The organism is Leifsonia sp. Leaf264, from assembly GCF_001422325.1.
In the GTDB taxonomy this organism is placed as follows: Bacteria; Actinomycetota; Actinomycetes; order Actinomycetales; family Microbacteriaceae; genus Orlajensenia.
Genome location: NZ_LMMR01000005.1, coordinates 683,877 through 701,121, shown reverse-complemented (window position 1 = coordinate 701,121; position 17,245 = coordinate 683,877). Strand labels below are relative to the sequence as shown.

At 64.8% G+C, this 17,245-nt stretch carries 23 protein-coding genes and 3 tRNA genes; 22 read left to right on the top strand and 4 right to left on the bottom strand.

All coding sequences use genetic code 11. The annotated features are described in order from the left end of the window. Nucleotides 1-154: 154 nt before the first annotated feature. From ASF30_RS13085 to ASF30_RS13065, 6 genes are all read left to right on the top strand, one after another. Nucleotides 155-490 (top strand): hypothetical protein, encoded by a 336-nt coding sequence (locus tag ASF30_RS13085; RefSeq protein ID WP_157497379.1) that lies wholly within the window; start codon nucleotides 155-157, stop codon nucleotides 488-490. 8 nt (nucleotides 491-498) lie between these two features. Next, nucleotides 499-570: transfer RNA gene (locus ASF30_RS13080), tRNA-Arg, on the top strand. Between the two features lie 22 nt (nucleotides 571-592). Next, the gene (locus ASF30_RS22285) at nucleotides 593-1,123 is read left to right on the top strand and encodes an HAD domain-containing protein (RefSeq protein ID WP_082467773.1); all 531 of its coding nucleotides are present in this window, start codon (nucleotides 593-595) and stop codon (nucleotides 1,121-1,123) included. A 207-nt stretch (nucleotides 1,124-1,330) separates the two neighbouring features. Then, the gene (locus ASF30_RS13075; protein WP_055907319.1) at nucleotides 1,331-2,548 is read left to right on the top strand and encodes an RtcB family protein; all 1,218 of its coding nucleotides are present in this window, start codon (nucleotides 1,331-1,333) and stop codon (nucleotides 2,546-2,548) included. A gap of 67 nt (nucleotides 2,549-2,615) precedes the next feature. Beyond that, nucleotides 2,616-3,470, top strand: coding sequence for a hypothetical protein (locus ASF30_RS13070; protein ID WP_055907285.1), 855 nt, complete (start codon nucleotides 2,616-2,618; stop codon nucleotides 3,468-3,470). A 62-nt stretch (nucleotides 3,471-3,532) separates the two neighbouring features. Next, complete coding sequence (locus ASF30_RS13065; protein ID WP_055907280.1) at nucleotides 3,533-4,171, top strand: DUF6636 domain-containing protein; 639 nt, start codon at nucleotides 3,533-3,535, stop codon at nucleotides 4,169-4,171. Between the two features lie 5 nt (nucleotides 4,172-4,176). Here the strand turns inward: ASF30_RS13065 and ASF30_RS13060 are convergent, their stop codons facing one another. Beyond that, nucleotides 4,177-4,902: a hypothetical protein gene (locus ASF30_RS13060; RefSeq protein WP_055907277.1), complete on the bottom strand. Its 726-nt coding sequence runs from the start codon at nucleotides 4,900-4,902 to the stop codon at nucleotides 4,177-4,179. A gap of 126 nt (nucleotides 4,903-5,028) precedes the next feature. Between ASF30_RS13060 and ASF30_RS13055 the strand changes: the two genes are divergently transcribed. From ASF30_RS13055 to ASF30_RS23525, 8 genes are all read left to right on the top strand, one after another. Next, nucleotides 5,029-5,101: transfer RNA gene (locus ASF30_RS13055), tRNA-Gln, on the top strand. Nucleotides 5,102-5,183: 82 nt separating this feature from the next. Beyond that, a complete protein-coding gene (locus ASF30_RS13050; RefSeq protein WP_055907274.1) occupies nucleotides 5,184-6,374 on the top strand; it encodes a glutathionylspermidine synthase family protein in 1,191 nt (396 codons plus the stop codon). A 13-nt stretch (nucleotides 6,375-6,387) separates the two neighbouring features. Continuing rightward, nucleotides 6,388-7,008, top strand: coding sequence for a hypothetical protein (locus ASF30_RS13045; RefSeq protein ID WP_055907272.1), 621 nt, complete (start codon nucleotides 6,388-6,390; stop codon nucleotides 7,006-7,008). A gap of 94 nt (nucleotides 7,009-7,102) precedes the next feature. Continuing rightward, entirely contained in the window at nucleotides 7,103-7,474 is a 372-nt protein-coding gene (locus tag ASF30_RS13040) for a hypothetical protein (protein WP_055907269.1), read from the top strand. Next, on the top strand, nucleotides 7,462-8,070 hold the full coding sequence (locus tag ASF30_RS13035; RefSeq protein WP_055907266.1) for a metallophosphoesterase family protein: 609 nt from the start codon (nucleotides 7,462-7,464) through the stop codon (nucleotides 8,068-8,070). Before ASF30_RS13040 ends, ASF30_RS13035 begins: the two co-directional genes overlap by 13 nt. Nucleotides 8,071-8,092: 22 nt before the next feature. Further along, a complete protein-coding gene (locus ASF30_RS13030; protein ID WP_055907263.1) occupies nucleotides 8,093-8,590 on the top strand; it encodes a hypothetical protein in 498 nt (165 codons plus the stop codon). A gap of 18 nt (nucleotides 8,591-8,608) precedes the next feature. Then, nucleotides 8,609-8,682, top strand: a tRNA-Cys gene (locus ASF30_RS13025). Between the two features lie 62 nt (nucleotides 8,683-8,744). After that, nucleotides 8,745-9,272: an HNH endonuclease gene (locus ASF30_RS23525; RefSeq protein ID WP_055907261.1), complete on the top strand. Its 528-nt coding sequence runs from the start codon at nucleotides 8,745-8,747 to the stop codon at nucleotides 9,270-9,272. Nucleotides 9,273-9,317: 45 nt separating this feature from the next. Here the strand turns inward: ASF30_RS23525 and ASF30_RS13015 are convergent, their stop codons facing one another. Next, complete coding sequence (locus ASF30_RS13015) at nucleotides 9,318-10,775, bottom strand: hypothetical protein (protein WP_055907258.1); 1,458 nt, start codon at nucleotides 10,773-10,775, stop codon at nucleotides 9,318-9,320. Nucleotides 10,776-10,884: 109 nt separating this feature from the next. Further along, nucleotides 10,885-11,364 carry a hypothetical protein gene (locus tag ASF30_RS13010; RefSeq protein ID WP_157497377.1) on the bottom strand — a complete coding sequence of 160 codons (480 nt, stop codon included), beginning with the start codon at nucleotides 11,362-11,364 and terminating at the stop codon, nucleotides 10,885-10,887. A 122-nt stretch (nucleotides 11,365-11,486) separates the two neighbouring features. On the opposite strand from ASF30_RS13010, the gene ASF30_RS13005 reads away from it, so the two are divergent. Beyond that, nucleotides 11,487-12,215 (top strand): class E sortase, encoded by a 729-nt coding sequence (locus tag ASF30_RS13005; RefSeq protein WP_157497375.1) that lies wholly within the window; start codon nucleotides 11,487-11,489, stop codon nucleotides 12,213-12,215. A gap of 9 nt (nucleotides 12,216-12,224) precedes the next feature. Here the strand turns inward: ASF30_RS13005 and ASF30_RS13000 are convergent, their stop codons facing one another. Then, nucleotides 12,225-12,884, bottom strand: coding sequence for a hypothetical protein (locus ASF30_RS13000; RefSeq protein WP_157497373.1), 660 nt, complete (start codon nucleotides 12,882-12,884; stop codon nucleotides 12,225-12,227). Nucleotides 12,885-12,928: 44 nt separating this feature from the next. Here ASF30_RS13000 and ASF30_RS12995 point away from each other — a divergent pair, with 44 nt between their 5' ends. From ASF30_RS12995 to dut, 7 genes are read left to right on the top strand one after another with little or no spacing between them, the layout of a single operon-like run. Beyond that, the gene (locus ASF30_RS12995) at nucleotides 12,929-13,264 is read left to right on the top strand and encodes a hypothetical protein (RefSeq protein WP_157497371.1); all 336 of its coding nucleotides are present in this window, start codon (nucleotides 12,929-12,931) and stop codon (nucleotides 13,262-13,264) included. Next, a complete protein-coding gene (locus tag ASF30_RS12990) occupies nucleotides 13,261-13,668 on the top strand; it encodes a hypothetical protein (RefSeq protein ID WP_055907243.1) in 408 nt (135 codons plus the stop codon). Before ASF30_RS12995 ends, ASF30_RS12990 begins: the two co-directional genes overlap by 4 nt. A 44-nt stretch (nucleotides 13,669-13,712) precedes the next feature. Beyond that, nucleotides 13,713-14,858: a 5' nucleotidase, NT5C type gene (locus ASF30_RS12985; RefSeq protein ID WP_055907238.1), complete on the top strand. Its 1,146-nt coding sequence runs from the start codon at nucleotides 13,713-13,715 to the stop codon at nucleotides 14,856-14,858. After that, a complete protein-coding gene (locus tag ASF30_RS12980; protein ID WP_055907236.1) occupies nucleotides 14,855-15,370 on the top strand; it encodes a hypothetical protein in 516 nt (171 codons plus the stop codon). The genes ASF30_RS12985 and ASF30_RS12980 overlap by 4 nt, the downstream gene beginning before the upstream one ends. Beyond that, the gene (locus tag ASF30_RS12975; RefSeq protein ID WP_055907234.1) at nucleotides 15,367-16,140 is read left to right on the top strand and encodes a sortase; all 774 of its coding nucleotides are present in this window, start codon (nucleotides 15,367-15,369) and stop codon (nucleotides 16,138-16,140) included. Before ASF30_RS12980 ends, ASF30_RS12975 begins: the two co-directional genes overlap by 4 nt. Then, complete coding sequence (locus tag ASF30_RS12970; RefSeq protein WP_055907231.1) at nucleotides 16,137-16,628, top strand: DUF6993 domain-containing protein; 492 nt, start codon at nucleotides 16,137-16,139, stop codon at nucleotides 16,626-16,628. Before ASF30_RS12975 ends, ASF30_RS12970 begins: the two co-directional genes overlap by 4 nt. An 11-nt stretch (nucleotides 16,629-16,639) precedes the next feature. Further along, nucleotides 16,640-17,173 (top strand): dUTP diphosphatase, encoded by a 534-nt coding sequence (gene dut, locus ASF30_RS12965; protein ID WP_235480327.1) that lies wholly within the window; start codon nucleotides 16,640-16,642, stop codon nucleotides 17,171-17,173. The last annotated feature ends 72 nt before the right edge of the window (nucleotides 17,174-17,245 follow it).

The window sequence follows — 17,245 nt, the reverse complement described above, 5'->3', positions numbered from 1 at the left end:
GTCAAGTAACACGATGGTGAGGTATTGCAAATGAGAATGCACCACAGTGGAGTAGGTCAAGGTATGACACGCCGGTTGACCGCAGCAAACGCTCTTGTAAAGCGGAAGTTCGTCGGTTCGACTCCGACCTGGGGCCCTCAACGAAGGAGAAATCTTGTCCAAGCTTGCCCCTCACCTCGAACCGGCTTTGTCGCACTTCCTCAACGCCGGCGTCAGCCAGGTTGACGCTGCCATCCTTATCCGCGACATCCAGCAGGAGTTCGACATCAAACTCGCGACCGTCGAGCTTCGATTCGGTGAGGCAGTGGTCGCGTCCTGGATCACGGACGAGCGCTACCAGCGATACGACATCGACACCGTGAACGTCGACGATGAAGCCGCAGCGTTCCTCAGCGAACGACTCGGGTTCCCTGCCGGCGACAGCCGCGGCTGGGGTTCTGACACCATCCGGAACCACTACACCGGCGACAAGACCATCTTCGGCTACTAGGCCGGGAGGCCTCCGTAGCTCAGTGGAAGAGCGACCGCCTTCTAAGCGGTATGCCGCAGGTTCGATCCCTGCCGGGGGCACAACAACGAGAGGATCACGGCAATGCCACGCACACGCCTGTATCTCGACTTCGACGACGTCATCAACGCCGACTACCCGGAGACCGTCTGGGGGAGACGAGCAACCGCCGTGGTGGTCCGCACCGGCTTCCGTGCTGGTGCCTACCGGATCGTCTGGGCGCCTCAGCTCATCGACGAGCTCGCCCAGGTCATCGCCGACTACAACCTGGAACCGGTGTGGCTGTCCACCTGGAACTACGACGACCAGATCCTCTCCGCGGTCGACCTGTTCGACGACCGCCTCACCGGGCTCCGAATCCCTGAATACACGGGCCTGAGGAAGAGGGAAGGATTCGTCGGCGCCGGCTACTGGAAAGCATCAGTGATCGCCGCCGACCTCGACACCTCACCAACCCCGTTCATCTGGGCGGAAGACACTGAGATCCGACTTCACGGCGACGCCGTCCGCACCAAAGCCGCGGGCATCCCGCACCTGTTCGTGGAGCCGAATCCGTACGTCGGGCTTACGCCTGCCGACATGGCCGGCATCCGCAGGTTCCTCGACAGCCTCTAGGGCTACAGCGCATCAGCTCCGCCGTTTCCCCGGATGCCGCACATGAAGGTGGTAGCCATCCGACGGCCCCAACAACTTCCCTGCTAAGTCTCAACGGCAGAGCTCCGCTGCAGCGGGGATCGTGGTTCGACTCCACGGCAGGGAACCGACCCGGCGAACCGATCGCCGGACCAGCACGACATGACCGACAACGAAAGGACGGCCACCATGTCCGACACGACACACCAGTTCCCCGTCGAGCTCCGCGGGGCGAAGTCACCGACCCTCCTCTGGGCTCACGAGCACGACATCGAGCAGGTCGCCCTGCAGCAACTGCGGAACATCGCCGCCCTGGAATGGGTACATAAGCTGGCCGTAATGCCGGACGTTCACTTCGGAAAAGGAGCGACCGTCGGATCCGTCATCGCGATGGAGCAGGCGATCAGCCCCTCCGCCGTCGGCGTCGATATCGGCTGCGGCGTCTCCGCTGTCCGAACCAGCCTCACCGTGTCCGACCTTCACGACCTGCATGGCCTACGCCTGAAGATCGAGAAGGCCATCCCCGTCGGATTCAACGGACATGACACCGCAGTGAACGTCCGACGCCTCGGACTCGACCGAGGCTGGGACAACTTCTGGGGATCGTTCCGCGACCTCCACACGGGCGTTCAGAAGCTCGAAGGCCGCGCCCAGGCGCAGCTCGGAAGCCTCGGCGGCGGGAACCACTTCATCGAGGTCACTTCCGACTCGAAGGACCAGATCTGGCTCACCCTGCACTCCGGCAGCCGCAACATCGGCAAGGAGCTCGCAGAGCGCCACATCGCGATCGCCAAGGCACTCCCGCACAACCAGGACCTGCCCGACCGCGACCTCGCGGTGTTCTTCCGAAACACCCCGGAGATGAAGGCATACCGTCACGACCTCGAGTGGGCGCAGGAGTTCGCGCTCCGTTCCCGCGCAGTGATGATGGGCCTGTTCAAGGAGCAGGTCGCCAAGCACTTCGAGGCGAAGGGCGTCACATTCGACGAGCCCATCAACGTCCACCACAACTACGTCGCGGAGGAGGAGATCGACGGCCGCCAGATGCTCGTCACCCGGAAGGGTGCGATCCGCGCCGGCGGCGGAGAGCTCGCTCTCATCCCAGGATCGATGGGCACCGGCTCGTACGTGGTCCGCGGCCTCGGCAACGACCTGTCTATGCAGTCCGCGTCTCACGGCGCCGGCCGCCGACTCTCACGGAACAAGGCCAAGGACCTGTTCCGAGGCGACGACGACGGCGCTTCGGAGATCGCCCGCCAGCTCGGGACCATCGAGTCCCGCCGAGACGCGGGGATCCTCGACGAGCTGCCGGACTCGTACAAGGACATCCACAGTGTGATCGACGCCCAGTCCGACCTGGTCGAGGTTGTCGAGCACCTGCAGACGCTCCTCTGCGTCAAGGGCTGATCCGGGCCTTCGGGCCCGGGTCTCCCCGGTACGTTCCACCACCGCACCTATGAAGGAGATTCACCACGTGTCCGACATCACCATCCCCAGCCGCGACCTGACCGGCCTGCCGATTGACGAGCGTGGCCACATGCACATTCATGGTCGCTTTCGTAACGAGATCGTCGCAGAGCAGTCCGGACTGGTCAGGGATGGCGGGACCACCTGGTTCAAGCCACAGCTGTACGGTGCCGTGTTCTCCTGCCACATGTGCGACGCCTACCCGTCCTGGGCCGTCGTCGAGGACGATAACGGCGACCCGGTCTCACTGGCCGCCGCGTCAGAATGCTCGATGCCTGACGGTCTGACGACGGTCATCGAGCTGTCGGTCCCCAGCGGGAAGCTGATCGTCAGCGACGACCTCCGCCCCCTCTACGACTTCGACACAGTGGGCGAGGGACGCTCCGACTACAACTCCGTCGCTGGCCAGGCTCGCGCCACCCGCGAGATGGCTGAGCAGGGGTGTGCGTACGGGCCGGTGCTGAACTCCAGCCCGTCACTGATCCGGACCGGCGAAGACCGGTTCATCATCAGCCACTTCGACTCCGAGCTCGCACCGGGGGAGGACGGGAACCCGGAGGGTACGGAGCTCGCTTCGATCTGCACCGACCTGTGGGCGTACTCGATCGCCGACTACGACGACTGGCTCGGCAAGCTCACCACCTGGCTGGCGAAGCCGGACCTGGACGACGACAACTCCTACCGGCTCAAAGAGCTCGCTGAGTGGATGGTCAACGGAGCCAACCCCGCCGACCTCCCGTGGACGATGCCCGTCGTGGACGTGACCCCTGGCGTGTACCGGTTCACGCACCACACCGGTGAGAAGAACTTCGACCACAACGATTGGCCTGCCGTCTTCGCGCACGTCGAACGGATCAGCTGAGAGGATCGCGGAGGCTCTGCCACATGTCCCACCTGCGTCACCGCAGACTGGAAGGAACCTTCTTGCGCCGCACCCTCATCTCCTTGGCCACGGTCGGGGCGCTTGCCGTCATCCTGACCGGATGCGCCGGCGCCTCTTCCGCTCCGACCCCCTCCACTGGGGTCGACCTGCCGGCGGCCACCGAACCAACCTCGACCAGCGTCCCGGCGCCGACCGAGACGCTGCCACCAGTCGCCACCGAGACCCCGGAACAGCTGGTGACCGACCCGCCGGCCGCCGAGGTTGTCGTCCCGGTGAACCCTGGCCTGTTCATGGACATGTCGGAGACTGGAGGCGACGGCGTTGACTTCGTCAGCCCGTCACGGAACATCGTCTGCACCATCTTCGAGGCGGGCACCGACTGGGATTTCTGGGGCTGTAAGGCGAAGGAGTTCACGTTCGATCCGGGGCCACGGCCGAGCGAGCATTGCCACATGGTCGGCAGCGTCGAAGGTGTCGGTGACGACCCGGTGAAGTTCGGTTGCCGGACTGACGAACCGTTCCGCGGCACCTATGACGACACCGTCGCCGTTCTGGACTACGGTAAGTCGATCACGTTCGGGGGAGTGGTGTGCGTGTCCCGCGAGGACGGCATGACCTGTGATCGGGCCTCATCCGGGCACGGGTTCGACATCAGCCGCACCGAAGCGAACCTCTGGTAGCTGGTCTAGCCGACCTTCTTCCAGTCGCCGCAGCGGGAGGAGTTGAAGTCCTGTCCGCCGCTGACGGTGACACGGATCAGCCCTTGCGCGCCGAGGTCGTTGTCGACGATGTCGGACCCGTTGGTGCCGGAGGTGTTGATCTCCCAGTAGCAGGTGCCGCTCGCTGACGTCGCCTCGTAGACGCCGGGCTCCATGGACACTCCGACAATGTAGGAGTACCCGTCCTTCAATGTGGTCTGCGCCACACGGGCTTCCGCACCGGTGACCGCATCCTCGCGGCCTTTCACGGCGTCCTCCCGTGTCTGCAGCGCCGTCTCCTTGACCTTCACAGCCTCTTCCCGTTTGGCGACAGCGTCGGACGCGTTCATGTACTGGTCCCGTGACGCCGTCATCTCGGTCAGGTCGCCGATCAGGTCGTCCTTCTCCCCGGACATCTTCGTGTTGTCAGCCTGAACGTGGACGAGCTCATCGTTCGTGTTCGCGGCGACGTTGACGGCGACAGCGAACGAAGCCCACCCGAGGACGGCGACGCCGGATACGGCGATCAACGCGATGGCGGTCTTCGACAGCTTCTTCCTCGGCTTCGCGGCCGACTTCGGCTTGGCTGGCGCGCCTGGCACACGCGGCTTGGATGCCCGTGGAGCCTTCGGCGCTGCGGCTGTCGCGGGCGCCGGCGCCACCGAAGGGGCTGCTGGTGCCTGGGCGTCGTCCTTGACGGATTCGTTGTCCATGAGGTTCGGGTCCTTTCGGGTCGCCCGACACTACCGGCGGGCGAAGACGGCCGACAAAACCCAGTCCGGGTGACAGCTGCCCGAACAATCGGCCGGGATCCGCGCATGTAGGTCCAGAAGAAGTGATCCCCCGTGGTGTAGCGGTAGCACGGCAGCCTTTGGAGCTGTTCAGGCCTTGGTTCGAATCCAGGCGGGGGAGCGGAAACGGTCGGTGCGAACCCGGCCAAGTCCACAACAGCGCTGCATTCCGCAGGCTGTGGCCATGACACGATTGGAACACTGTGCGTCGCATCGATTCCCCCGCCCGTCCCGACTGGCGGGAGCAGTTCGACCAGATCGGCTTCTCGTTCTACGACCTGGAGTCCGAAGGCGGACGTCCGTACTGGAACGAAGTGAACGCGTACGGTTTCACCTCCCGCGAGGTGGATGAGCTGGCAGCTGCGACGAAGGAGCTGTTCGACCGGTGCATGGACGCCGTCGAGCATGTCGTCCGCGAGGACCGCCTCGCCGAGTTCGGAATCCCGGAACGCCTCCGCCAGCTGGTGAAGGACTCCTGGGACAACGACGACCCGACCGTGTACGGCCGGTTCGACCTCGCCTACGACAACGGCTCCACGATCAAGATGTTGGAGTTCAACGCCGACACCCCCACCAGCCTCGTCGAGTCCGCCGCTGCACAGTGGCAGTGGCTCGTCCAGGTCCGCGGCGAGAACGCCGACCAGTTCAACGCCATCCACGAGCTCCTCGTCGAGCAGTGGAAGCACATCCGCGAGGAACGCTGGAACCTGCCGGAAGGCACCGTCCTCCACCTCGCATCGCTGCACGACGACGGCGACGGTGACCTGATCATCGAGGACGCCGACACCGTGGCGTACATGGCTGAGACCGCGAAGGAAGCCGGGTTCACCCCGAAGCTGATCTTCATGGAGGACGTCGAGTACGACGCCGACCGGAACCAGTTCGTCGACTCCGACGGTCAGGACATCACCCACATCTTCAAGCTGTACCCGTGGGAGTGGATGCGTGAGGAGCAGTTCGCCGGGTTCCTGGAACCGTCCAAGGACAACACCCAGTGGGTGGAGCCGCTGTGGAAGATGCTGCTCAGCAACAAGCAGCTCCTCGTGGTGCTGTGGGAGATGTTCCCGAACCACCCGAACCTGCTCGCGACGTACGAGAGCCCGGAGAAGCTCCGCGGTACGCCACATGTCTCAAAGCCGAGGCTCGGCCGTGAAGGCGCGAACGTCACCGTGTACAAGGGTGACGGCTCCGTCGACGTGGCACAGCCCGGCGCGTACGGCGAGGAAGGGTTCATCTTCCAGAAGCGTGCGAACCTGGCCCGCCTCAACGGCAAGACCGTGATCATCGGCTCCTGGGTCGTCGGGGAAACCCCCGCCGGGATCGACATCCGCGAAACCAGCGGCCCGATCACCGGAGACCTCGCCGAGTTCGTCCCCCACTTCATCGAGAACTAGGAGCACAGGAACTGTGACCACCCGCCGCGGCACCCTCACCATCTCCGGCATCGCCGCCGACCGCAACAAGACCATCGCCAAGACCGTCACCGCCATCGGTGTCGCCGGCGCCATGCTGGCCCTCGCCGGCTGCTCCTCCGTCCCCGAGGAAGGCATCGTCATGCCCGGCGCCGACGGGAAGAACTACGTCGTCGCAGACGGCACGGAACGCCCCACGTACAAGTCGAAGGAAGACTGCATCGCGGATGTCACTGAGCAGATCGCGAAGCTGAAAGCTGACGGCGAGACCGTTTCCGACAGCCCGGAGAAGCTGTGCGAGTCCAGCGAGAAGTACGGGAACACGTACCACCACGCCGGCGGCAGCTTCATCTGGCTCGGCCCGCTCCTGTTCGGCGGATCCCGTTGGGACTCGCCCCGCGTCCAGTCATGGGCTCCGGTCCAGGCTGGCGGGTTCGCCGCACCCGGCGCCGCGGTCCAGCCCGACGTCGCCCCCGCCGCTCCGGCCGGGTCGAAGGTCGGATCGAAGACCTCGCTGAAGGGCGGCTTCGGCGGAACCTCCAAGGCCGGCAAGTCCGGCGGGTTCGGGTCCGGCGCGAAGTCCAGCTCGATCGGACACTCCTCGTTCGGCGGGTAGAAACCTTCAAGCTCAGCTTGAAACCCTGAGCCTTCCTACGCTTTTCCTGCCGGTGCCGCACATGTGGGTGATGAAAGAGGAGCCCACCCCACCCATGTACTACAGCAACAACCAACGTCGCAGCAGCACCGAACTGGAAATCACCGAAGTCAGCGAGATCAACAGAGACCTCCGCGCCGACTGGGGGATCGAGATCCCGGACGTGGACCTGAAGTCCATCTGCGACATGCACCCATCTATCGCACACAACGGTCGAGTACGCGGCTTCAGCAGCGACCTCGTCCGCCGACTCGTCAGCGAAGCCCTCGCCGTCAAGTTCATGGGTCGCGGCTTCCCTGCCCGGGAAGAGGTGGCTGTTCACAGCTACCTTCGCGACTTCGAAACCCAGCTCATCGAACGAGCCAACAACCGCTACGCAACGCCTTCCGTCCAGGAGGCGGGAAAGGCCTTCGCATGGTCAGCCTGATCGATTTCGAGTTCCACCACGTCACCAGCGACCACCACTGGGGCCACGCCCGCATCATCGAGTTCGCCAGTCGGCCCTTCACGTCCACCGGCCAGATGAACGGTGAGCTCGTCGCCCGCTGGAACCGAGCCGTCGCCCCCCACCAGAGGGTGATCCACCTCGGCGACCTCGCCATGGGACCACTGGAGGAGTCACTGGCTCTGACCGGTGCCCTCCACGGAGACAAGTACATCCTGCCCGGCAACCACGACCGTGTCTCCCACGCCTTCGACGAAGGTCGTGAGATCGAGAAGAAACGCGGTCTCTACGAGAAGTACGGCTGGACGATCCTCGACGAGGTCATGGAGGCGGAGATCGGCGGCCGTCGGGTGCTGCTCTCCCACTACCCGTACGTCGGCGACTCCCGGAAGGACATCGAACGGTACGCGGAGCTCCGGCCGGTCGACACCGGCCTCCCGCTGGTCCACGGACACACCCACGCCACGCAGGCGACCGACGGCACCCACCCGCGCCAGTTCCACGTCGGAGTCGACGCTCACGACTTCACGCCCGTCCCCATCAAGGCGATCGAGGAGTGGCTCGGCAGGGTCGCCTGAACAGCCCACACACTTACGCTCCATGACAGATCACGCCGGAGTGTGGGAAGACCAGGACGGGATCCTGCGCGGATCCACCGAGAACAGCGGACGGTACGCCGCCCGCCGCGCCCGGCACGGATACGAGCTGCAGGCACCCACGAGCCGTGACGAGCAGAAGTCATGGGCGTGGGCTGAAACTGCCGTCGACACCGACCGTCCAGACCTCACCGGCTGGGAACGCGACACCGAGGTGGAACGGTACTACCGGATCCACCAGGCAGCGCACAAGAACAGCACCTGGGCGCAACGCCACTCCGTCGCCATCACCTCCCACGCCGCCGGTGTCATGGGCGCCGGCTTCACCGTCGGCATCCTCGCCGCCGGAGCCGGAGCTGATGTCGGGGCCGGCAGCGTCGCACTGGCCGCAGCTGCCGCCGGAGCCGTCTACACCGGACTGGCATCCGTCGCCCGGAGAGCCCTGAAGCCGACTGGGTCGGAAGCCGACCAGGTCGCCGCTGAGGCGATCGGCCGCCCGTAAACCTGGGCCGGCCACCATGGCGCCTTGACCGAGAGGCTAGGTACCGCTCTGCAAAAGCGGGCACACGGGTTCGAGTCCCGTAGGCGCCTCCAATTCCTTCATCCACTGTGCGTTCACCACATGCCTCACAACTGAACACACGCACGCCTCTGGGATGAAAGGAGCCCCCATCGTGTCCGCCGTAGTCGTCTTGAACGCCAGCTTCGAACCGCTGGGTGTCGTTCCTCTCCGCCGAGCCATGGCGTACCTCGTGCGCGAGCGCGCATCCATCGTCGAAGCTGTCCCCGGCCAGACTTTCAAGTCCGCGTCGGCGGAGTTCCCGGTGCCCCGCGTGGTGCAGTTCAGAGAGATGGTCCGTGTTCCCTACAAGTACATGGTTCAGCCGTGGACCCGTTCCGGCGTGATCGAACGTGACCGCGGGCTCGGGTGCGCCTACTGCGGCCGCACCGGGGCGATGACAATCGACCACATCATGCCGAGATCCAGGGTGAAGGGGAACCCGAACACCTGGACGAACACGATCTCGAGTTGCCTTCGATGCAACAACATCAAGGCGGCAAGAACACCGGAAGAGGCCAGAATGCCGCTCCGATACGAGCCGCGGATCGTCACCAGCCGTGACACGTTGTTGCTCGCGATCGCCAGCACCGGAGCTGACATGGTCAGCCTCGGATTGGCGTAAACGAAAGGCTCACCTTCGCAGGTGAGCCTTTCGTTTTTCACAGTGTCAGTTCCGGTTGAACTTGGTGTCGTACCAGTGCTTGTCGACCAGCTTGATGGTGTTGGTGCCGTTCGACTCGAATGTGATCGTGGCGCCGAGCAGCTCCGCGCGGGTGATGCCCTTCAGTGCTTTGGCCTCGTTGACGACGGTGGTGACGGACGTGAACTGTCCGTCTCCGTCGGAGAAGGTCCTCATCGTCAGCCACGGCTCCGACGAGTCGAAGTAGGCAAGGTCCTTCGCCAACGACAGGTTCCGTCCGTCGGCCAGGTGGATGACACCGTTGGTCAGGTTGATGGTTGCGCCGCCGGTCGCGTGGATGTTCTTCAGGAACGGCAACGACTTGATGTCGGCGGGGGTGAACGGCCGGACAGTGCTGAACAAGCTTTCGAAGCCGGCTCCGTAGCTCCAGTCGCTCACGCCCGACCTTGCCGCTGTGGCCTCAGCGACGGCCGGCCAGACGAAGTCCTCACCGTAGTCGTTCGACAGGGAGTCGAGCATGGGTGACGTTGCCCCGTTCATGCGCATGATGTTCGGCTGTCCGCCGCCCACCTTGAAGGACAGGTAGCCGTCCTCCCACCATGACCTGACGGTGGAGTTCCATCCGGAACCGACCTTGAAGTTGTTGTTCCCGATGACCACAGCGCTCGCGTTGCCGCTCATCAGGAACCAACCTGACTGGGTGACGGAGACTTCCTTCGTGCCAATCCATGCGTGAACATCGGAGATCGTGGTGTCGCTTGGCGCTTCGGTGATCACCGGCAGTGCAGGGTTCGACGGGCCAGGCCCGCCGATGACAGCTGTGACGTTGTAGGAGCGTGACGGTCCGGCGCCGGACGGGTTGGTTCCGAGGCCGCCACCGTTGCGGTCAGCGAATACGGTCGGGTTGGGCTGCCCTGTGGGCACGTATCCGTCCACATCGACGGCCGGGTCGCCGGGGTTTCCGACTGGTGTGATTGGTCCGCCGCCACTGGGGCCGCTGCCGGGGCCGGGGGTGTCTTCGCCCTGCTGGACGACGTCGATGCCGCAGTAGTCAGGGGCGATGGCGGTCTTCTGGGGTGCTGGGTTCTTGTCGGTGACGTACCAGACGACCTGGCCGGACTGGGACCGAGAGGTGGCGACGTAGCAGGTGCCGTCCTGGTCGGTGGTGACCAGCAGAGTGCCGGGGTCGTCGACCTTCTTACCTTCGAACCCGGCCAGGGCTCCGCTGGTCAGGTCGGCGGTCTCCAGGTACCTTCCGACACCGCCGGGAGCCGGGAGCTTGGCGATGGCTTGGATGTCCTTGACCGCAGTCAGATCCACCTTCGCTTTCTCGTCCTGGGACCAGGGGATCACGGTGAAGACGCTGGCGGCGATGATCGCACCGATGATGGCGATGACGATGACACCCACCATGATCGAGGCGAGATCGATCGCAGCACGCAGGCTTGCCAAGGTGGGTAGCGGTCGGTAGAGCTTGCGGAACATCGGTGGCCTTCCAGCTTCGGCCGGACACGACTGCGTGCCGGCTGGTTGTCAGCTGTGAGCCATGTGGCAAACGGTGCGTGCCGTGCCCCCGGCCGGGCTGCGGGTGCTCCTACTCGAGCCGGGCTGACTCGACGATCTCGCGGATGGTTGCGAGGAGCTCCTTAGATTGCTCCACGGTGCAGCACCCGGAGATGGTGATCAGGTCTGCGACGAGGTCGTGCTGGATGACGGTGCCGTTGATCGCCTGGAAGATCGGCTCGCCGAGGCTCGGGTGCGGGAACGTCATTTCGATGCGGATCCCGGGGTTGTCGAGGACTTCGCGGAGTTCGGCGCCAAGGATCTGCACGGACGGTACTTCAGACAGGGATGTGCCGATCTCGGTGGCGAACACGGTCAGGTCCGCTTCGCCGATGACACGGGTGATGGTGACGGAGACGTTCGGCCGGAAACCGCCATCCCCTTCCTCGGCGTCGCGGACAACAGCGAACTCGACCCCGTCGGTCAGGTGCGGGGACCAGTCGTCCGGGACGGTGACTGCGAACTGCGGCCGGGCGGGGAAGAAGACGCTGGGGTACTGGTAGTCGGTCACGAAGGCTCCGATGAGGGAAGGACGGCGAAAAGGGTCGGGCGCGTCATCCGCTCCCACCATTCAGGCATGTGGCGGCACAACTTCGGGAGGCGGATCCGTTCTGATCCGCACATGTGGTGAACATGAAGCCTTCGACATTCACGCTGGTCTGCACCGCCATCGGCGAGGTGCTGATCTCCGGCGCAGTGCTTCTGCTGATGTTCGTCGGCTGGAAGCTGGGCTGGCAGGACGTCACCTACGCAACCCACCAGTCGGATGCTGCTGCAGCGCAGTCAGAAGCGTGGATCGCCGCCGCGAGTGAGGATGTCACCCCACACAGCGCCGAGTTCGGAGACCCCACCGTAGGAGAGGCACCGCAGGCAGGAACAGCATTCGCTGTCCTGTACGTCCCGCGTTACGGACCCGACTATCGGAGGACGATCGCGGAAGGGTTCGGCGCCGAGGTGCTGAACAGTTTCGACCTGGGAATAGGGCATTACCCCGGAACGCAGATGCCGGGTGATACGGGTAACTTCGCGATCGCCGGGCACCGGTCCGCGTACGGAGGTGCGATGCACCTCATCGACCAGTTGGTTCCGGGGGATCCGATCATCGTGCAGACCGCGGACGGGTGGTACACCTACCGGTTCCGGTCGGAGCGGATCATCAGCCCTGACAAGATCGACGTCATCTGGCCGGTCCCCGGAGCCGAGGGAGCAGAGCCGACCGAACGTCTGATCACCCTCACAACCTGCAATCCGCTGTACTCATCACGTGAACGGATCGCCGCCGTCGGCGTCCTGGAGTCATGGAGGCCACTGTCAGCGGGCCCGCCAGGGGTGATCGCAGCTCAGGTCGCCGCCCAGAACTGACGGGTGGCGTCAGTCCGAGCCGAGGTGATGCTGCAGTGATGTGAGAGCGCTAGTGAAACGAGCGACAGCTCGAACCCCAGACTTGGCGCTGGCGGCGAAGTCCCGGTGGACAGCCGCGACATCCACCTGCACAGCAGTCGCCGGTCCGGTCTTCTGGGTGAACGACGTGACGGTGTACTCAGGCTCCCCGGTGAAAGGGAAGTTCTCCGACGCTTCGTACCCGTTGAAAGCTCGCAGCAGAACCTTCGACGCGTGATCTGTCAACTCTGACGGGTCCGGGCCGAGCCCGACGCAGATGTCAACGCCGTGCCTGTCCGCCATACCCTGCAGCACAACCACCAGACGAACCCCGCCCAGCTGGTCGCGGAGGATGCGGGTGAAGTCGTCCTCACGGGTGTTCCACGTCTCCCAGGACGGGGCTGTGCGGGCGAACGTCAGGACGCTCACATCCGTCTTCGCGCCCAGAAGTTCAGCAAGCCCGCCAGTGCCGGCATCAGCTGGCCGTTCAACGCCGTGGCGGATCGAGTTCACTGAATGCGGTGCGACCAGCAGGATCTCGGATCCGCGGTTCACCAAATACCCGGATGACCTGTCAGGTTCTCCGGCGTAGTCGCGCGCCTGGTACTTCCGTTCCAGCCGCGCCCATTGCTCGATGTCGGGGTGACTCACAACGGAAAGCCATGTGGCGGACCATCGCCACATGGCCTGAACACATGAGCGTCATCGCCGAACCACAGACCGTCCTCAACCACCGCGCAGCAGAGCAGGTCCTGGAATGGTTGGAGAGCATCCCCGAAACCGACCGGGAAGCCATCGCAGACTGTGCTGAGAGCATCATCGACTTCCGCTACTGGTACCGGAAAGCCGCGGAAGCGGCCGTCGATGCCGACCCGGAAACCTCTGAGTTCCTCGGCAAGCTCTCCGGGCGCCCAGGACTGTACGGTCCCGCACTGGCGACTCTCACCGAACCTCTCGTCGGCCACGGTGTCCACCGGGCACAGCTCGACCTGCTGAACGCTGCCCATGACTCCTACGGCGCCGCCGCATGAAGAAGGCCCTGCTCGCCGCAGCCGCCATCGCCGTCATCACCCTGTCCGGATGCTCCGGCCTGACGGATGCCGCTGAAGGCGTCACCGGGGTGCAGCAGGTGAAGGTGCTGGGTTCCGCGAAAGTGATGTCCTCCTGGACACAGCTGCTCACCATCGCGTCCAACGGCTGCACGATGCAGCTGACAGGGGATGCGACCGAAGCTGACACGGAATGGCCGCTGGCCGCCGCAGCATTCAACGCTGCCGTCAAGGACTTCCATGCCGCCAACGCCGGAGATGCCCTGCCGGACGTGCCGGCCGCAGCACCGCCACTGGTCCATGCTGACGACGGCAGCACCGACTGGTGCGACACCGCGACGGTGCTCGACGCAGCCATGCAAGATGCGACGGCGGCAGGCAACTGAGCCTGGATGCAGCAAACCCGGCAACATCCGCACATGTGGGGGATATGACCACACCTTTCATCGTGCTCTCCGACCAGGACGCCCCCATGGCCGACTGGGAGGGAGGGCTCATCCGTGACGTCCGTGCCGCCTACCCGCACCTGACGTTCGCCGACGCCGGAACCCGAGACCAGTGGGACTTCCACCTCACACTCCCGGCGGAAGAGCGGGACGCCTTCCGAGCCACGATGAACACCGCCGGCTTCTACGGGAACCTCCCCGTCACCCCCGGCGCCCAGAAGGCGTTCCGGAAGCTTCACGACCGGGGGATCAACCACTTCGTCTGCACCACACCGTCAGCCGACAACCCCAGCTGCGCCAGCGACAAACTCGTGTGGAACGCAGCCAACTTCGGCGACAAGGTCGCAGCCAACACCATCCTCACGTTCGACAAGACCGTCGTCCGCGGCGACATCCTGCTGGACGACAAGCCGGAGATCACAGGCAGCATGATCCCCGAGTGGGAGCAGGTGGTGTTCGACCAGCCGTACAACCGGAACACCCCCGGCCGCCGGATGACCAGCTGGGATCAGCTGTTCGACATCATCGCCGGGCATGTCGCCTCCGGCCGCGACTACAGCACCGACCCGTTCACAGTCCTGTTCGACATGGACGGTGTCATCTTCGACTGGGAAGGCGGAATCGTTCGCCGTGCCCGGATCAACCACCCGAACGTGAAGATCGCCGACGCCGGCACCCGCGACGAATGGGACTTCTTCCCCAACACCCCAGCCGACGAAGCCGCCGCTCTCCGCGAGGCGATGGCATGGCCCGGCCTGTTCCGCGAGCTCGACGTGTTCCCGGGAGCCGTCGAAGTGATCCGCGCCCTCGTCGACGCAGGTGTCAACGTGCTGTTCTGCTCCACGCCGGCGCTCTACAACGAGTCGTGCGCGTCCGACAAGCTGTGGGCGATCGGCGAGCACTTTGGCAAGGACATGGTGAAGAGGGTCGTCCTCACCCAGGACAAGACCCTCATCAAGGGCGACATCCTCTTCGACGACAAGCCTGTCATCGACGGGCTCCTCGCACCCACCTGGGAGCGGATCGTGTACGACCAGTCCTACAACAAGTTCGTCACCGGCCCCCGGATGTTCGCGTGGCCGGAAGCGTTCGACCTGATCGACTCCGTCCGCTCGGTGATCGCCGCATGACCGGAAAACTGACCGCGTGGACTGCCACCGAGGACGCCCTCAAGGACCGCTGGGTGCTGATCCCCGACGGCAGCGGAGAGGTGATGATGCTCATCGAATCCGCTGACCTGGAGGCCAGCTCAGAGACCGGCGCCTCGGCCACCGTCCACGGGACCATCACAGGTGCCGACCGTCGATCCGCCGTGTTCTACGACGATGAGCCCATCACCTTCGCATCCGAGGACGACGTGGAACTGTGGCTGCGGGAGGAAGACCGGCTCATCGCTGAGGAGGGTCGATCGCCGCTGTTCAGGAAGCAGTTCTGGCGCCGAATGTCGTCCTACCTGATCGTCAGCGCCGTCTGCTGCGCCGCGCTCATCTTCATCGGCAAGCAGTACGCCATCCCGCTCACTATGGCTGCTTTCGTGGCGGGGTTGATCGTCCTGTACGGCCTGTCTGCGAAGGAGATCGCGGCGGTCCGTGACCGGGCCCGCAACCGTTTCGCACATCACGTCGACCTGGCACGACGATGACATCCGCCGTCCAGCACCGGGCTGACCCCTTCGCGGTCTGCTTGGAGCTGCTGATCACCGGCCTGGTCATCATCCTGCTGTTCCTCGGCTGGAAACTCGTCGCCACCGACGAAGCCACCGCTGAAGTCGTCGCCGTTCAAGCGAGCACCACCGCGGAGACGTGGGCTTCCGACTTCGAGCGGCACCCGGTCCCCGCCGGGTCGCAGGCTGCCTCGAAACTGTACGACCAGGAATACCGTCTCCCCGGACAGGACATCCTCGCGTGGGAGCAAGGCACGACAATCGGTGTGCTCTACGCCCCGAGGCTCGGAACGGACTTCAAGCTCGCGATCGTCGAAGGCACCGACAAGCACGACATCCTCGACCGTGGCGTCGCCGGTCACTACATCGGCAGCGCACCGCTGGGTGGAGCCGGCAACAGCATCATCACAGCGCACCGATCCGCGTACGGGTCCCCGTTCTTCAACCTCGCCGAGCTTCGCGTCGGAGACCCCGTCTACGTCGAGACAACCGACGGTTGGTACGAGTACCGGTTCCGGAACTCAGACCTTGTGGACCGGACCCAGGTGTCGGTGCTGAAGGACTGGCCAGACTCCGACAACCTCGGCTTCGATCACCTCCTCACCCTCATCTCCTGCAACCCGAAGTTCACCGCCTGGAGCGAACGTCTGATCGCGTACACCACGTTGGAGAAGTTCTACCCCCGCGCCGGCGGAGCTCCCGCCGACGTGCAACCGCTCCTCGACCAGTGGGTGGAGACGATCCGATGAGCCGAGCCACCAAGAGGCTGATCCTGTCCGCCGTCGTCACCGTCCTGTTCATCGCCACCGCCGTGCTCAGCTACACCGTGCTGATGCCGGAACCACCGGAACCGCCGGCCCCCAAACCGACCCCGACCGCTGCAGCGGTGAACCCAGGCCACATCGCCGTCCCGGAACCATACGACCCGGAAGCCTCGGTGGCGCAAGCCGAACGGTTCTTCGACCGGGTCGCAGGAACAGTCGCAGGCACAGGCGCGATGGACGGCGCCGCGTACATCCAAGCGTTCCGTGCGGCAGGCGTCCCCGACGACGTCATGGAAGTCACCGACCACAACGGGACAGCCGGAACCATGCAGGAGACCGTCCAGTTCTCAGTCCGGTACGGGAACACCTGCCTCATCGGTGATGTCGGACACGGGACCTTCACCTCCACCACCATGCCGGAAACCCACTGGGACACCTGCCTGATCGGCGGCACCCGCCCGATCGATTTCTGACCCGTCCGCACATGACGGTGTCAGCGCCCACCGGCGAACCGACCACCCACAACCAGAAAGCCCACCCGATGTCCACCATCCCCGTCCAGTTCAAGCGACTCCACCCCGACGCTGTCCTCCCCACCGCAGCCACCCCTGGCGACGCCGGATTCGACCTTCGCTCCACCGGGCACTACTTCATCGAGCCTGGCGAGCACGCCCTCGTGAAGACCGGCTTCGCGCAGGAGATCCCCTCCGACACCGTCGGCCTGGTCTGCTCGCGGTCCGGTCTCGCGCTGAAGCACTCCGTCGCCGTCCTGAACGCCCCCGGTGTCATCGACTCCGGCTACCGCGGCGAGATCATGGTCATCCTCCACAACTTCGGTGACACCGTGTTCGTCGTCACCCCCGGAGACCGGGTCGCGCAGATGATGTACCAGCACTACCTCACCCCGGACTTCACTGAGGTCGACGGCGAGCTCAGCGACTCCGTCCGCGGCGTCGGCGGTGGAGGATCCACCGGCACGAACGAAGTCATCGTCTCCGGGAAGACAGCCAGCCTCTAGCCGCCCAAACCGGGGTCGGTCGCCACATGCCTTGAAGGCGAAATGGCCGACCGACCCCGACATGCGCGTCTG

What these genes read in the sequence shown, in the direction of transcription:
- ASF30_RS12980 (WP_055907236.1), top strand. Translation starts at nt 14,855, where the DNA reads ATGACCGGAAAACTGACCGCGTGGACTGCCACCGAGGACGCCCTCAAG.
- ASF30_RS12975 (WP_055907234.1), top strand. Translation starts at nt 15,367, where the DNA reads ATGACATCCGCCGTCCAGCACCGGGCTGACCCCTTCGCGGTCTGCTTG.
- ASF30_RS13040 (WP_055907269.1), top strand. Translation starts at nt 7,103, where the DNA reads ATGTACTACAGCAACAACCAACGTCGCAGCAGCACCGAACTGGAAATC.
- ASF30_RS12995 (WP_157497371.1), top strand. Translation starts at nt 12,929, where the DNA reads ATGAGCGTCATCGCCGAACCACAGACCGTCCTCAACCACCGCGCAGCA.
- dut (WP_235480327.1), top strand. Translation starts at nt 16,640, where the DNA reads ATGACGGTGTCAGCGCCCACCGGCGAACCGACCACCCACAACCAGAAA.
- ASF30_RS12970 (WP_055907231.1), top strand. Translation starts at nt 16,137, where the DNA reads ATGAGCCGAGCCACCAAGAGGCTGATCCTGTCCGCCGTCGTCACCGTC.
- ASF30_RS13035 (WP_055907266.1), top strand. Translation starts at nt 7,462, where the DNA reads ATGGTCAGCCTGATCGATTTCGAGTTCCACCACGTCACCAGCGACCAC.
- ASF30_RS12985 (WP_055907238.1), top strand. Translation starts at nt 13,713, where the DNA reads ATGACCACACCTTTCATCGTGCTCTCCGACCAGGACGCCCCCATGGCC.
- ASF30_RS13075 (WP_055907319.1), top strand. Translation starts at nt 1,331, where the DNA reads ATGTCCGACACGACACACCAGTTCCCCGTCGAGCTCCGCGGGGCGAAG.
- ASF30_RS12990 (WP_055907243.1), top strand. Translation starts at nt 13,261, where the DNA reads ATGAAGAAGGCCCTGCTCGCCGCAGCCGCCATCGCCGTCATCACCCTG.
- ASF30_RS23525 (WP_055907261.1), top strand. Translation starts at nt 8,745, where the DNA reads ATGAAAGGAGCCCCCATCGTGTCCGCCGTAGTCGTCTTGAACGCCAGC.
- ASF30_RS13030 (WP_055907263.1), top strand. Translation starts at nt 8,093, where the DNA reads ATGACAGATCACGCCGGAGTGTGGGAAGACCAGGACGGGATCCTGCGC.
- ASF30_RS22285 (WP_082467773.1), top strand. Translation starts at nt 593, where the DNA reads ATGCCACGCACACGCCTGTATCTCGACTTCGACGACGTCATCAACGCC.
- ASF30_RS13060 (WP_055907277.1), bottom strand. Translation starts at nt 4,902, where the DNA reads ATGGACAACGAATCCGTCAAGGACGACGCCCAGGCACCAGCAGCCCCT.
- ASF30_RS13015 (WP_055907258.1), bottom strand. Translation starts at nt 10,775, where the DNA reads ATGTTCCGCAAGCTCTACCGACCGCTACCCACCTTGGCAAGCCTGCGT.
- ASF30_RS13005 (WP_157497375.1), top strand. Translation starts at nt 11,487, where the DNA reads ATGAAGCCTTCGACATTCACGCTGGTCTGCACCGCCATCGGCGAGGTG.